The sequence below is a fragment of the Stutzerimonas stutzeri genome, assembly GCF_000590475.1.
Classification (GTDB): domain Bacteria; phylum Pseudomonadota; class Gammaproteobacteria; order Pseudomonadales; family Pseudomonadaceae; genus Stutzerimonas; species Stutzerimonas stutzeri_D.
Genome location: NZ_CP007441.1, coordinates 3,768,442 through 3,782,199 on the forward strand (window position 1 = coordinate 3,768,442; position 13,758 = coordinate 3,782,199).

The window sequence follows — 13,758 nt, forward strand, 5'->3', positions numbered from 1 at the left end:
TTCCCGCCCGTCGCGGCGACCCAGCCGCGCCCGCCGCGTCTTCCTATCGCTCACTCACGCGCAGGCAGTTACCGCAGCCTTCCCATTCATGCCGTGCTCGGGCTGCGTTCAGGGCGACCGCGACGTATCATGCTCCGCTGTCCTGGAGTTTTACATGTCACGGCTACTGACCGCCTGGCAGCACGTCCCCACTCATAAACGGGTCTGGGCGTTGGCTGCGCCGATGATTCTGTCCAACCTGTCCGTACCGCTGGTCGCCCTGGTCGACAGCGCCGTGATCGGCCATCTGCCGCATGCTCATCAGCTGGCATCGGTCGCGGTGGGCGGTAGTCTCTACACCCTGCTGGTTTGGGTCATGGGCTTTCTGCGCATGGGCACCACCGGCTTCGCCGCCCAGGCCGCGGGGCGCAACGATGGTGGCGCCCTGCGCCAGGTTCTGCTGCAAGGCCTGATGTTGGCGCTCGGCTTTGCGCTGTTGCTGAGCCTGGTCGCCCTGCCGCTCAAGGGCTATGCCCTGCAGTTGATGCAACCCTCGGCCGAACTCGACAGCCTGACGCAGCACTACTTCCATACGCGCCTGTTCGGCTTGCCCGCAGCACTGGCGAACCTGGCGCTGATCGGATGGTTTCTCGGAACCCAGAACGCCCGCGCACCGCTGGCTATCCTGCTCACCACCAACCTGACCAACGTCGCCCTGGACCTCTGGTTCGTCATCGGACTGGACTGGGGCGTGGCCGGCGCCGCACGCGCCTCGGTGATCGCCGAGTGGAGCGGCGTGGTGATCGGCCTGGCGCTTACCCGCGGCGCCCTGTTGCGCTATCCCGGTCGCCTGGACCGCCATGCACTGCGTCGCTGGGCGAGCTGGAAACCCCTTATGTCCGTCAACCGCGACATATTCCTGCGATCGCTGGCGCTGCAATTGGTGTTTTTCCTGGTCACGGTCCAAGGGACCCGCCTGGGCGATGCCACCGTCGCCGCCAACGCGCTGTTGCTCAATGGTCTGATGCTCACCGCCCATGCGCTCGACGGGCTGGCTCATGCGGTAGAAGCCCTCAGTGGCCATGCCATCGGGGCGCAGAATCGGACCGAGTTGCGCCGTATCCTCACCGTTGCCGGCGGCTGGTCATTGCTCGCCAGCCTCGCCTTCGGCCTGTTCTTTCTGCTGGGCGGCGAGCTGTTCATCGGCCTGCAGACCGACATTCCCGCCGTGCGCGAAATGGCGATCGTCTACCTGCCTTATCTGGCCGTGCTGCCCCTGGTCGCGGTCTGGAGCTATCTGCTCGACGGTCTCTTCATCGGCGCCACGCGTGCGCGAGAAATGCGTAACGCGATGCTTCTTGCCGTGGCGATTTCGCTACCATTGGCTTGGCTGCTGCGTGCAATGGGCAATCATGGATTGTGGCTGGCGTTTCTCGCCTTCATGCTGCTGCGGGGTATCTGCCTTGCCAGCATCGCCCGACGCCTGCAGCGCCAGCAGCAATGGTTCCACTCGACCCATGCGGCATCGGCAGCAACCCTATCGAAAGGACACTGAATAAATGGCCTACGCCGTCGCTGCCTACCTGCACTTCGTGGCGATCTTCCTGCTCTTCGCGCTTCTGGTGCTGGAGCATCAGTTGTTCAACCAGCCGCTGAACCTCAAGCGGGCACGCAGCCTGTTCCGCGCCGATACTGCATTCGGCATCGTCGCCGGCCTGGTGCTGGTCACCGGCGCCGCCCGCGCCATGCGCTACGGCAAGGGCATGGACTACTACCTCAACAACAGCTTCTTTCACGCCAAGATCGGTGTGTTCGTGGTCGTCGCGCTGTTGTCCATCTACCCCACCGTCACCTTTCTGCGCTGGCGCCCCGCGCTGAAGGCCGGCCAGCTCCCGTCCATCACCCCAGCGGCGACCCGTTGGGTGAAGCTGATCATCCGCGTCGAACTGCTTGCCCTGTTACTGATTCCGCTGTTGGCCACCTTGATGGCGCGGGGCTTCGGCGTGATTGCGCAGTAAGGCATGAAGCCCCGCAACGCACATTGCCTCTGGCCGACGCCCCGCCACTGACGTTAAGGTCGACCCAAACCCACTCAGGGACGACCTCATGGCCGCCAAGCCCAGCAGCACCCGACAGCAGATTCACCTCGCCGTATTGATCGACGCCGACAACGCACCGGCGGCCATCGTCGAGGGTCTTTTCGAGGAAATCGCCAAGTACGGCGTCGCCAGCGTCAAGCGCATCTACGGCGACTGGACCAAGCCCAACCTCGGCAGCTGGAAGAAAGTGCTGCTCGATTATTCGATCCAGCCGATTCAGCAGTTCGCTTACACCTCCGGCAAGAATGCCACCGACAGCTCGTTGATCATCGATGCCATGGACCTGCTCTACACCCGGCGTTTCGACGGCTTCTGCCTGGTTTCCAGCGACAGCGATTTCACCCGTCTGGCCGCCCGCCTGCGCGAGGAAGGCCTGACCGTCTACGGGTTCGGCGAACAGAAGACGCCCTCGCCGTTCGTCTCCGCCTGCGACAAGTTCATCTACACCGAAATCCTCCGTGCCGACGCGCCCAAGACATCCCAGGAGCCGCCCAGCAATGGCGAAAAGCCTTCCACGCAAGTGACGCCGGAGAAAGCCGAGGAAGACACCAAGGCCGCCGACAAGAGCGCTCAGGTCAAGTCGCAGAAGGTGCCGGTGGACTTCATCGCCAAGGTTCTCAGCGACATTGCGGACGATGAAGATGATTGGGTCCAGCTGGGTCTGCTGGGCTCGAACATCAGCAAGCTTCGCCCAGCTTTCGACCCCCGGCTTTATGGCTACAAGAAACTCAGCGACCTGATCAAATCCCAGCCCAAGCGCTTCGAACTGGAAACCCGCGGGACCACCTCCACCGGCGGCAAGGCGCTTTATGCGCGCAATCTCAAATCCGCGAAATAGCCTCGCAGCCATCCAGCCTGACCGCGGCGCACTTACCCGCGTGCGCTGCCGCCGCAGCAGCATTCGCAATCATTTGGAACCAATCCCACTGAGCAGCGCCGAACCCTCGTCCATCGACCCCTTCTAAGCACACACCACTCCAGGAGGTTCACATGACCAAACCCTTTCTCATCGCCTGCGGCGTGGCCTTTTGCGTGCCGATGGCTTTTGCCCAGACACCGAAACCCGAGGTCATCACGCACCTGAACGGGCTCGACGTCGAGGTCAGCGCCATGGGCGTGCCCACCTCGACGAGCGCCGAGGCCGGTGTCGAGCTGGTGGGGATTCGGGCGGTCCGGGTCATGAACAAGAGCGGAGACAGCGTGACCTGTGAATTCCATGTGCCGGACGAAGCTCGGGCGGACACCTCGGCGCCACCGGTTTTCACCGTTACCTCGAACAGTCAGCGGGTCGAGCGGGTGCCGGGTGATTATTCGCCAGACAAGCCCTTCGCGGAACTGACCTGTCGCGCCGCCAACCAGAGCGTCGGAAAGCCGATTGCGGTGCCGTCCAGCGAGCCGGACGCCACCCCCGAAGCACCTGCGGCACCAGGCACAGAGGATGGCGCGATGCGGTCGCGGGAAGGCTCCAGCCGCGACCGCTGAGTGGCCGTCGAACCGATTGTTCGAGCACGAGAAACGAACACGGAGATCGCGCCAGTTCGGGCACAGCCTGTTCGCAACCAGTCTGAGCTACGTGCTGCATTAGCCGGGCCGCGCGCCCCCGTTGAGATGCCACAAGTCCGTCGGGCAGCGGCGAGGGCCTATTGCGGATGCTCGGCGGCTGGCTGAATCTGTAGATCCGTTTACGTGCAACATCCATGCGGTCGGGTGGCTCGGCATGGCCGCCGTTACTCGCGGTCTTCCGTCTGCCCCTTGTGGATCACCTTCAGCCCTTCGCTGGCGGTTTTGGCCGGGCCGAACACCTCCGCGTAGCGCAGGGTCGCGTTGGCGTGCTCACGCATGATCGCCTCGGCCCGCGCGCCCTGTCCGTTGACCAGGGCATCGAACACCGCGTGGTGCTGCATATGGGCGAAGTTGAAGCGGCGATATTCGCGAGCCATGTCGTGCAGGTCGACCGCCAACGAGCTGACCGAGGCGAACGGCAAGTGGTCGTTACGCGACAGGGCGTCGGTGATGGCCGGATTGCCGCTGGCGGTGAGAATCAGCTGATGGAAGCGCATGTTCAGCTCGTGGTAGCCCTCTAGATCCTCCTCCACCACGTAGCCTTTTTCGAACAATCGGTCACCCTGGTCGAGGCATTCGCGTAGAGCCTGACGCACCTCGGCATCGATACCGCGCTCGGCAGCCTGACGCGCGGCCAAGCCCTCGAGCACACCGCGCACCTCGACCGCACCGGCGATTTCGACCGGGCTGACCGCGCGCACCGTGTAACCGCGCCCGGTGCTCTTGGCCAGCAATCCCTCCTGCTCCAGGGTACGGAAGGCAATGCGCACCGGCGTGCGGGATACCTCCAACAACTCCGCCGTGGGGATCTCTGCAATGCGCTCGCCCGCCGCCAACTCCCCGGAGGCAATCATCTTGCGCAGCGCGATCAAGACCCGCTGACCCGGCTTACTCATAGGGACTCCCGCTCCTCGACCTGACGGACGCCATCATAGCGCAGCCGAACTCCGGTCAAGCCAAGGGGCGAATAAAGCATCCGCCGAACATGCTCGGGCGACCTCGACTCGCTCGCTGGTCTGCTCATCGGACCCGCGCGGCTGCGTGTCCAGCGTGAACAAATAGAGCGGCTGAGAAATCAACAGCGCATCGCCGCGACCGCTGAATATCAGCTATCCAAACGGGCGGCCAGCGTGCCGAGGCGATCATTCCGGTCGCACTGGCGCGCCAATCGGAGTGAACTATTACCTCAGCGGCACAATCCCCTCTTATGCACATTCAGAGCAAACCTGGCGGGCCAGCGCATCTACGACGGCCCGCCAAATTGCCCAGCGATGAGGACGCCTTTGTGACCGTTATCACCCACAACACTCGCCACACGACACATAGCATCTCCCGGCACGTACCGAACCCACTGCATGCGACGCTTCTGGCCGGGACCGTTCCCCTGTTTCTCGGCGCCATGCTGAGTGACATCGCTTACTACCGCACCTATGAAATTCAGTGGAGCAATTTCTCGTCGTGGCTGATCGCCGGAGGCCTGGTTTTTTGCGGGCTGGCGATTCTGTTCGCGCTGGTCAATTTGGTCCGAGCGCATCATAAAAAGGGCCGGCCGCTGGTGTACCTGGTGCTGTTGCTTGTGACCTGGGTGCTGGGCTTCGTCAACGCGCTCGAGCATGCCAAGGACGCCTGGGCAGCGATGCCCGGAGGCCTGGTCCTGTCGGTAATCGTGACCCTGCTGGCCTGTGCGGCGACGTGGATCGGTTTCACCAACCTGCGTGATGGAGGTGAAGCATGAAATATGCGAGCCCACTAAGCGCCCTGACAGTCGCGTTGTTTCTGAGCGCATGCGGTGGCGAGGACCAGAGCGTTGCACAAACGCATGGCGCAGATCCCAAGCTTCCCGAGCCGCAGCGCGGCTTGTTGCCGAGCATGAAGATTGCTGAACCGTCGCCGTGGGGTGATCAGAAGCCGACGGTGCCGCAGGGCTATGCCGTCACCGCCATCGCGACTGACCTGAAGATCCCGCGTCAGACGCTCGTTCTGCCCAATGGCGACATTCTTGTGGCCGAAGGCAAGGGTGGCAACGCCGCCAAGCTCAAGCCGAAGGATGTGATCGCCGGCTATATCAAGGCCAAAGGCAATACCTCAGTCAAAGGTGGTGATCGCCTGACGTTGCTGCGTGATGGCGATGGCGACGGGGTGTACGAAACCCAGAACGTGTTCGCCGATAACCTCAACGCGCCGTACGGGCTGGCCTTCCACGACGGCAACCTGTATGTGGCGAATCAGGACGCACTGGTGCGCTTCGACTACCAGGACGGCCAGACCCAAGCCAGCGGCGAGCCCACCAAGGTCACCGACCTGCCGTCCGAGGTCAACCATCACTGGACCAAGGCGCTTACGGTCAGCCCGGATGGTCGCTTTCTGTACGTTGGCATCGGTTCCAACAGCAACATCACCGAGCGCGGGATGGAGGTTGAGATCGACCGAGCCATGGTATGGCAGATAGATGCGCAGACGGGCGCCCACAAGCCTTACGCAACTGGCCTGCGAAACCCGACAGCGCTGGCGATACAACCCGGTTCTGACCAGCTATGGGCAGTTGCGAACGAGCGGGACGAGCTGGGTGAGGATCTGGTGCCGGATTACCTCACTTCGGTACGCGAAGGCGGCTTCTATGGCTGGCCGTACAGTTACTGGGGGCAGAACGTCGACGACCGGGTGCGGCCACAGGATCCCGATAAGGTGGCATCCGCGATCAAGCCGGATTATGCGCTGGGTGCCCATGTCGCCGCGCTCGGCCTGGACTTTTCCATGCCATCGATGGGTGGGCAGTTCGCTGAAGGTGTGTTCGTTGGCGAGCACGGCAGCTGGAATCGAAAGAACCCATCTGGTTACAAAGTCGTCTTCGTGCCGTTCAGTAACGGAAAACCTTCCGGGGACCCGGTTGATTTCGTCACCGACTTCAGGACCGCCGAAGGTAAGACAAGGGGACGCCCCGTTGGGGTGACAGTGGACCCGAGCGGCGCGCTCATTGTCGCGGACGATCTCGCTAATACCGTGTGGCGGGTAACACGGACGCAGTGATGCGCGGGTAACTGACCAAGCGAAGCCGACGGCCTGACGGTCGTCAGCTGATACCGCGCCCAATGATCGCGGTTGGCAGGACGGCCGAATAGCGGCCCCCGCTGCGCGAGGGGACCGCAACCGCGTCCAGGGTTTACTGTTGCGTACCGCTTAGCTGGATATCCGCATGCTGCGCTCGATTCATCACGCTGCGATCATCTGTTCGGATTATTCCGTCTCGAAGCGCTTTTACACCGAGACGCTCGGCCTTGCCGTCATCGCTGAGCATTACCGGGAGACGCGCCAATCCTACAAACTCGACCTTGCCCTGCCGGATGGAGGTCAGATCGAGCTGTTCTCGTTTCCCGATGCCCCGCCCCGCCCGTCTCGTCCGGAAGCGCAAGGCTTGCGTCACCTGGCGTTTCTGGTCAATGACGTGGCGGCGTGCAAAGCCTCGCTCGAAGCCAAAGGCGTGGTCGTCGAGCCGATTCGGGTGGATGAATACACCGGGCAGCGATTCACCTTTTTTGCCGACCCTGACAACCTGCCGCTGGAACTGTATGAAGCGCTTCCGTGCGGCCAGCGTTGACGCTCCAAGCCCAGGTTTCGCTCGCTCGCTGCAACCGTAGCGCCTGAGGTGATTGCACTGGACCGATGGCCCTTCACCACAACGCCGCGGGCCGGCTGTTCCGAGCCTTGGACAATGACCTTTCTTCCGGACGCACGGAAAAATGTAGCGTGCGGATAGTCGGCGGTACCAATCGGGCACTGGAGCTACCGGGAGGGCTAGGAGGATTCTGCTTTTAAATCAAACGCGACATCACCGCCGCGGTTGCCATATCCAGCCGGCGCTATCACATCCGATCCAGAGGGCTCAGCACGGCCAAACCACCACGGTTGAGCACGTGCGTATAGATCATCGTTGTTTTTACGTCGGCGTGCCCCAGCAGTGCCTGCACGGTGCGAATGTCCTGCCCGCTCTCCAATAGGTGGGTGGCGAAACTATGTCGCAACGTATGTGGCGTCGCCAACTTGGCTATGCCGGACGCCATGACCGCGCGCTTGAAGGCCCGTTGCACGCGCTTCTCATCAAGATGATGTCGACGCACAGCGCCGCTACGCGGATCCACTGACAGCCCCGCTGCTGGGAATACGTACTGCCAGGCCCACTCCCATGGGGCGTTGGGATATTTACGCGACAGCGCGTCGGGCAAATAAACGTCTCCCCTGCCCTCGGCCAGCTCTTGATTATGAATCGCGCGAACGCGGGCAATTTGCTGTTTAAGCGGCGCAACCAGACTCGCAGGCAGAACCGTAACGCGATCCTTCTGGCCCTTGCCGTCACGAATAATGATTTCATTGCGAGCAAAATCGACGTCCTTGACCCTTAGTCGAACGCCCTCCATGAGGCGCATACCGCCGCCATATAGAAGCCGCGCAACAAGCCCGACTGCGCCATCCAGATGCTCCAACAGCTGATGCACCTCATCCATCGAAAGCACAACGGGTAATCGAGCCGGCTTTTTTGCCCGCACCACTTCACCCAGCCAGGGTAAATCTTGCTTAAGAACCTGCTTGTAGAGAAACAGTAACGCAGCCAATGCTTGGTTCTGCGTAGAAGCCGACACATCGCGGCGAACGGCGAGGTCGGAAAGAAAGGCTTCTACCTCTGGCGCGCCCATCTCGGCCGGGTGCCTGTATTGATGAAAGCGAACGTAGCGCTTGACCCACTCACAATAGACACGCTCAGTTCTGATCGAGTAATGTTTGAGCCTGATCTGCTCTCGCACCTGATCCAGTAAACGCGGCTTCCCATCCATGGTGTATAACTCCTTTATACATTCATCGTCCCTCGGAAACGCCCAGCCTAGACAAGGAGAGTCTCAATGACAAGGAATGTTATACACCAAGCCCGTTCGGCGTCTTATACACCAATTGGTGTCTAATTACAGTTGTACATCAAGGAGACATTAGTGAAGCGCATACTACGAAAAACGGCAGCGCATATTTCAATCACGTACAGTCACGGTAATTTTTCAAACAACCTAAATGGCACAGAATTTTTTTTACATGAGTCAGCAGAGGGAATTTTACTAACCGTCGATCTATCATCGAACCTTCGCGTGAGAAACAAAGAATCCAATTGCTATTCCGATGCAATTGAATTAGCCAGCGATCATTCGAAATTAGACATGCTTCAAATTGATGAGCAACAAATAATTGACGGGCTGATTTCCGCAAAAAAGAAAAACCCCAACACCCCTTGGTATTTTCAAATAAACCTAGGCGATAGAGGTTCATTCAAATATTTAGTTACGCCTACACTGTCAAATGGAAGCCTATTTTTTAACGTGTGTTGATGTACAACAATGCGCTCAAATCGTTCGCTTCGCTCACTGGGACCGGCTAAAGCCGGCCCCTTAGCTTAATCGTTAGGCGCAGCAGATGTCAGAATCCGAAGTGTCATCAGTAGCAAAGCGGCGTAAGGAATTGCGCGAAACCTATGGGTCTCTCTACGAAAAAGCTGAGGCTTTGCTTTTCAAACATGATCCCGCTGGTCTTGATTTCGGAGAAAATCTGGATGAGTACGACCCCGAAGTAGATGCAATCCTACCTCAGCTACATCTTTGCAGAAGCTCTTCAGAGGTTACGGCCATTATCCATAGAGAATTTGTCCGTTTATTTGATGAGCACATGGCTGGGCCACTGGAGGCATACAACGTAATCGGTGCTGACCTATGGATCCTCTGGCAAGAGTTCAAGGCAAGCTCCAGTGGAAATGCCTAACATGCGGTTCAAGACCGTTCGCTTCGCTCCCTCGGGACGGGCTAAAGCCCGCCCCTTAACCTGAACGTTAGGGAAAACACTAAATTGCATCGCGTACTCTCAATCCTACTTGTCGTATTGCCTTTCAGCGTCATGTCAGCGGAAAAACGCTGTGGCTGGCTAGAAAATCCCACGCCAGCAAACCTATGGTTAATTGATAGCGAATCTGAGTGGACGATATCAATACAAGGCAGAGGCTTTATCAACGAAGACTCAATGGAAAATATGCCAACCATTGACCAAAATGAATTTGTCCGCACGAATGGTTATTACGGCTTTTCATGCGTCTGCCTTAACGTCAAAACGAACAAAGAGAACTCAGAAATATTGGAGGTCTACAGTGGAGAGCAATTATTATTGAAGCAATGTTTGGAAGATCCGAACATTTACGACAAAATACCCCTACGCTGAACTCCCCTAACAAATGGTTCAAATCGTTCGCTTCGCTCACTGGGACGGGCTGAAGCCCGCCCCTTAACCAAACGTTAGGCGTCATTTCTTTTTAAGGCTCGTGCACACATGGAAGTTCGTCTCGCCGCCGCCAGTTCCGCTTTTTATACGCATCCGTTGCGCTTCCATTTAGCACGTCGCCTTTGTCCGCCTGCGCTCCGAGTTCGGGGACCAGAAGCATGCAACGGTGTGAATCAGTCATCACGTACTGGCTTGAAGCCTCGAAGCCATTCGGCCATTGTGCAGCATCAGCCAGCGAGGCCCGCTTTGCTCCGCTGCCTAACAAGCGGTTCAAGCCGCTCACTTCGTTCGCTGGGACGGGCTAAAGCCCGCCCCTTAACCAAACGTTATGTGTTTTCAGAATGTGGCGAAATGATACTCAAGATTTTAAGTGCGCTATTGGTCTTGCCCCAAGCTGGAGGGGTTGCGTTAATCACATTCATGTTGATTTACGCGACGCTTGTAAATACCAACGACATATTTGGGTTGTTGTTTTTCTCTACCCTTACAGTTTCTAATATTGCTAGTTATTTTGTCTTGTTGGTTTGTTTTGGTCGTCTTTTCAGTAAAAAGCGCAGGAAACTAAGCAAAACTGTTTTTGTTGGATCGTTATTCAATACCTCGTTTCAGTTTTTTGTGTCCCTTATTCTGATAAACATGGAATACGCAAAAAATTCGGGTGTGGCATTAATACTAATAAGTCCACTTTTAAGCTCTTGGTGGGTCTTTAATTCATATGCTCTTTCAAAAGCAATAAAATAATCTTGGGCCAATTAACGTGCAGCACATAACAGGTCGTTCAAGCCGACAGCCCTACGCTCCGCAAACGGTTGTGCATGCGCTACGCGCATTATTGCACAACCATTCGCTCCGCTACGGTCTGCGGCTTAACTCCAGTGTTAGAGGTTATCGTCTGATGCCGTGCGAAAAGTGCTCCGATCTTTGTGTTCGCTACCCGATTCGGCAGCCAAACGACTTACTCAAAGCAATTAAAATCGCCAAGCAAAACCTAGAAGACGGCACAATTATCGAACTGCCAGACCTCGAGTCTATAAATCAATATTCTTTTTCAGCCGTTGCATCAGGCGAAGCATGGGGCGACATTGTTGAATATAATTTTTATTGTTCAAATTGCAGCGAGCAATTTCGCCTACACGCCGAGACATATCACGGCAGCGGCGGTTACTGGGAGCCTAAAAATAAGTCATCCGTGCGCGAGAACTTCTAACTACTGGTTCAAGTCGCTCGCTTCGCTCACTAGGGACGGGCTAAAGCCCGCCCCTTAACCAAACGTTAGGCGTCATTTCTTTTTTGGCACTTGCAAAGTATGAAAGTTGTTTTATCTTCCGGCGCTTCAATCACCACTCTGCAAGTTTTGCGCAGCACTAAAGTGCGCCGTGTTGTCCGTGCCGGCTCGCGCTCGAACTTCGCCCAGGCTGGCGCACTGGCACCGTGCACAGGTGTGAACCTGTCACCTATTTCGGGCTTGATGGTTTTTTCGGGTTCGGCCACTGTGGGGTATTCATCAACGAAGCCCGCTTTGCCCCGCTGCCTAACAAGCGGTTCAAGTCGCTCACTTCGTTCGCTGGGACCGGCTAAAGCCGGCCCCTTAACCAAACGTTAGGCGTCATTTCTTTTAAGGCTCGTGCATACATGGAAGTTTGTTTCTCCGCCGCCCGTTTCTCTTTCAATACGCATCCGTCGCAGTGCCCGCTAGCGCGTCGTTTTTGCGCGCTTTGGCTCCGACTCTGGCCACCAGAAGCATGCAGCGGTGTGAATCAGTCAGCACGTACTGGTTTGAACGTTCGAATCCACTCAGCCATTTGCGGTATCAGCCAGCGAGGCCCGCTATGCTCCGCTGCCTAACAAGCGGTTCAAGCCGCTCACTCCGTTCGCTGGGACGGGCTAAAGCCCGCCCCTTAACCAAACGTTAGGTTCGCAAAGGAATCCGCATGGAAGCTGAGCAAATAATCAAACTTATTGAAATATTGGCATGGCCGATAACAGTGCTAGCCATTGCCTCTGCATTAAGACCCCCGATTCTAAAGCTAATTGCACGAATTAACGCTGTTGAAGCAGGAGGAGTCAGAGCTGAGTTTGGCGCCGAGCTAATAGAGGCGCGCCTAATAACTGAAGAAAGCGAATTTATAAATGAGCCAAATACTTTAGACTCCAAAGGAATCCAACTACAGCGTCTAGCTGAACTTTCACCTAATGGCGCAGTTGTAGATGCCTGGCGTGAAGTTGAGCTTGCAACAATATCCGCAGCACTGCATAGCGGTTTAGCCGTTAGAGGGGCCAAAGGTCGAGTATCTGGGAACGCAGCAGTTAGAGAAATGCAAACGCAAGGGATAATAAGCCAATCCACCTACGAGCTTTATGCAAAGCTTAAAGACCTCAGAAACAAAGCTGCGCATAGCTCAGAAATAATCGAAAGTTCCGATGCAAAAGAATATTCTTTAGCCGCACTGGAATTGGCCTCTAAATTTAGAGAAATACACAGCAAACCTAACTAGCGGTTCAAATCGTTCGCTTCGCTCACTAGGACGGGCTAAAGCCCGCCCCTTAACCAAACGTTAGCGGTATTCAAATGACATCTACGCTAGCCGTACTTATTTCGATAGTCACAGGACTTGTAGGCGCCCTGATAGGGCATTATTTATCTGAGCGAAAAAGCCGCAATGATGAGCTGGCAAACTTGAGATTGGAGTCATACAAAGACTTTATTAATGCGACATCTGTTTTGTTCTCGGCACGGCGTTCCGGTCGCACTCAAGATGAAATTGGAGAGCTCGGTGCGCTGAACGACGCAAAAACCAGAATTTGTATTTGCGCCAGTCCAGAGGTTGTTGAGTGCCTAGAGAAATTCTGGCTTCAAGGCGGCACGCTAGAAAAAGAACAGGAAATTTTAGCGTTCACACGCCTGTGCAGAGCAATGCGTGAAAGCTTAGGCCGCGAGAAACTACCATTTGAAATTAAGCTGTCAGATATTTTGTTTAGGCTTGAACCTTCAACATATTCATTCAAAGCATCGCGTGAAAACCGCTAACAAATGGTCCAAGTCGTTCGCTTCGCTCACTGGGACCGGCTAAAGCCGACCCCTTAACCAAACGTTAGATACCTTATGAACGCTTACCAACACTTTCAACACAGCGTTTCTGCAGCTCAAGAGCTGACAGATATGTACAAAGAACTGCGAGGTCACCGCCAGCTTGGTCAAAGAGGGAGGCTGACTCCACAAAACGAAGACTTATTATGGCTGCCACGCTCAGCTGTAGTCACCTCACTTTCGGCTTTAGACGCGTACGTCCATGCCGTATTAAAAGAACAAATCCCCCAAGCGCTACGCATGGATTCTATTCCACCGTCTCTATGTGACGCGATGGCCAGTATTATCCCCATAAAGAGTGGAGCAAACTTCAGAGAGGCAATCCCGATAATATCGGCAGCTAATATTTACCTAGAGCTATCTGAGAGGCTGAATGAAAAGACACTTTCATTTTTATCCTATCAAGCTCCTGAAAAAATAATTGCAGGGTACGATCTAATTGGTCATCAAAATGTTTTTGAATCCGTGTCTCAAATATGGTCTGGGCCTAACACTAGTGCTTCAGATCTAAAGCGTATTCTTGCTAACTATGTAAAACGCAGAAATCAAATAGCCCACGAAGGCGATAGAGAGGCCAATGGAGCAATTCGTCATATGCAGCCTGCATATGCTAACAAGTGCTCTGAGTTCATTGAAAACTTGGTATCCAAGCTGAACCGAGTCGTCTACGGTATCTAACAATGCGCTCAAATCGTTCGCTTCGCTCACTGGGACGGGCTAAAGCCC

At 56.3% G+C, this 13,758-nt stretch carries 15 protein-coding genes and 1 pseudogene; 14 read left to right on the forward strand and 2 right to left on the reverse strand.

Going from position 1 to position 13,758, the window contains the following annotated elements:
- Positions 1–154: 154 nt before the first annotated feature.
- The 4 genes and pseudogenes from CH92_RS17150 to CH92_RS17165 form a co-directional block, all read left to right on the forward strand.
- The gene (locus tag CH92_RS17150; RefSeq protein WP_025242997.1) at positions 155–1,534 is read left to right on the forward strand and encodes an MATE family efflux transporter; all 1,380 of its coding nucleotides are present in this window, start codon (positions 155–157) and stop codon (positions 1,532–1,534) included.
- 4 nt (positions 1,535–1,538) lie between these two features.
- Positions 1,539–1,997 carry a DUF2214 family protein gene (locus tag CH92_RS17155; RefSeq protein WP_025242998.1) on the forward strand — a complete coding sequence of 153 codons (459 nt, stop codon included), beginning with the start codon at positions 1,539–1,541 and terminating at the stop codon, positions 1,995–1,997.
- 88 nt (positions 1,998–2,085) lie between these two features.
- Positions 2,086–2,916 carry an NYN domain-containing protein gene (locus CH92_RS17160; RefSeq protein ID WP_025242999.1) on the forward strand — a complete coding sequence of 277 codons (831 nt, stop codon included), beginning with the start codon at positions 2,086–2,088 and terminating at the stop codon, positions 2,914–2,916.
- 152 nt (positions 2,917–3,068) lie between these two features.
- Positions 3,069–3,440: pseudogene (locus tag CH92_RS17165) on the forward strand (hypothetical protein); the annotation flags it as partial.
- Positions 3,441–3,805: 365 nt separating this feature from the next.
- Here CH92_RS17165 and CH92_RS17170 read toward each other — a convergent pair.
- A complete protein-coding gene (locus tag CH92_RS17170; protein ID WP_025243001.1) occupies positions 3,806–4,537 on the reverse strand; it encodes a GntR family transcriptional regulator in 732 nt (243 codons plus the stop codon).
- A gap of 389 nt (positions 4,538–4,926) precedes the next feature.
- On the opposite strand from CH92_RS17170, the gene CH92_RS17175 reads away from it, so the two are divergent.
- The 3 genes from CH92_RS17175 (at position 4,927) to CH92_RS17185 (ending at position 7,236) form a co-directional block, all read left to right on the forward strand.
- A complete protein-coding gene (locus CH92_RS17175) occupies positions 4,927–5,376 on the forward strand; it encodes a DUF2231 domain-containing protein (RefSeq protein WP_025243002.1) in 450 nt (149 codons plus the stop codon).
- Entirely contained in the window at positions 5,373–6,668 is a 1,296-nt protein-coding gene (locus CH92_RS17180) for a PQQ-dependent sugar dehydrogenase (protein WP_025243003.1), read from the forward strand. Before CH92_RS17175 ends, CH92_RS17180 begins: the two co-directional genes overlap by 4 nt.
- A gap of 166 nt (positions 6,669–6,834) precedes the next feature.
- Complete coding sequence (locus tag CH92_RS17185; RefSeq protein WP_025243004.1) at positions 6,835–7,236, forward strand: VOC family protein; 402 nt, start codon at positions 6,835–6,837, stop codon at positions 7,234–7,236.
- A gap of 265 nt (positions 7,237–7,501) precedes the next feature.
- On the opposite strand, the gene CH92_RS17190 is transcribed toward CH92_RS17185, so the two are convergent.
- Entirely contained in the window at positions 7,502–8,467 is a 966-nt protein-coding gene (locus CH92_RS17190) for an integron integrase (protein WP_025243005.1), read from the reverse strand.
- Positions 8,468–8,620: 153 nt separating this feature from the next.
- Here CH92_RS17190 and CH92_RS21910 point away from each other — a divergent pair, with 153 nt between their 5' ends.
- The 7 genes from CH92_RS21910 to CH92_RS21930 all read left to right on the forward strand — a co-directional run bounded on the left by CH92_RS21910 (position 8,621) and on the right by CH92_RS21930 (position 13,710).
- On the forward strand, positions 8,621–9,007 hold the full coding sequence (locus tag CH92_RS21910; RefSeq protein WP_144381018.1) for a hypothetical protein: 387 nt from the start codon (positions 8,621–8,623) through the stop codon (positions 9,005–9,007).
- A gap of 85 nt (positions 9,008–9,092) precedes the next feature.
- Positions 9,093–9,434, forward strand: a complete 342-nt coding sequence (locus tag CH92_RS17195) for a hypothetical protein (RefSeq protein WP_025243006.1) — start codon at positions 9,093–9,095, stop codon at positions 9,432–9,434.
- A gap of 84 nt (positions 9,435–9,518) precedes the next feature.
- The gene (locus tag CH92_RS17200; RefSeq protein WP_025243007.1) at positions 9,519–9,884 is read left to right on the forward strand and encodes a DUF4087 domain-containing protein; all 366 of its coding nucleotides are present in this window, start codon (positions 9,519–9,521) and stop codon (positions 9,882–9,884) included.
- A 108-nt stretch (positions 9,885–9,992) separates the two neighbouring features.
- Positions 9,993–10,685 (forward strand): hypothetical protein, encoded by a 693-nt coding sequence (locus CH92_RS21915; RefSeq protein WP_144381020.1) that lies wholly within the window; start codon positions 9,993–9,995, stop codon positions 10,683–10,685.
- A gap of 1,190 nt (positions 10,686–11,875) precedes the next feature.
- Positions 11,876–12,439, forward strand: a complete 564-nt coding sequence (locus CH92_RS21920) for a hypothetical protein (RefSeq protein ID WP_144381022.1) — start codon at positions 11,876–11,878, stop codon at positions 12,437–12,439.
- A gap of 74 nt (positions 12,440–12,513) precedes the next feature.
- The gene (locus CH92_RS21925) at positions 12,514–12,972 is read left to right on the forward strand and encodes a hypothetical protein (RefSeq protein ID WP_144381024.1); all 459 of its coding nucleotides are present in this window, start codon (positions 12,514–12,516) and stop codon (positions 12,970–12,972) included.
- 132 nt (positions 12,973–13,104) lie between these two features.
- Complete coding sequence (locus CH92_RS21930; RefSeq protein WP_144381026.1) at positions 13,105–13,710, forward strand: HEPN domain-containing protein; 606 nt, start codon at positions 13,105–13,107, stop codon at positions 13,708–13,710.
- Positions 13,711–13,758 lie beyond the last annotated feature (48 nt).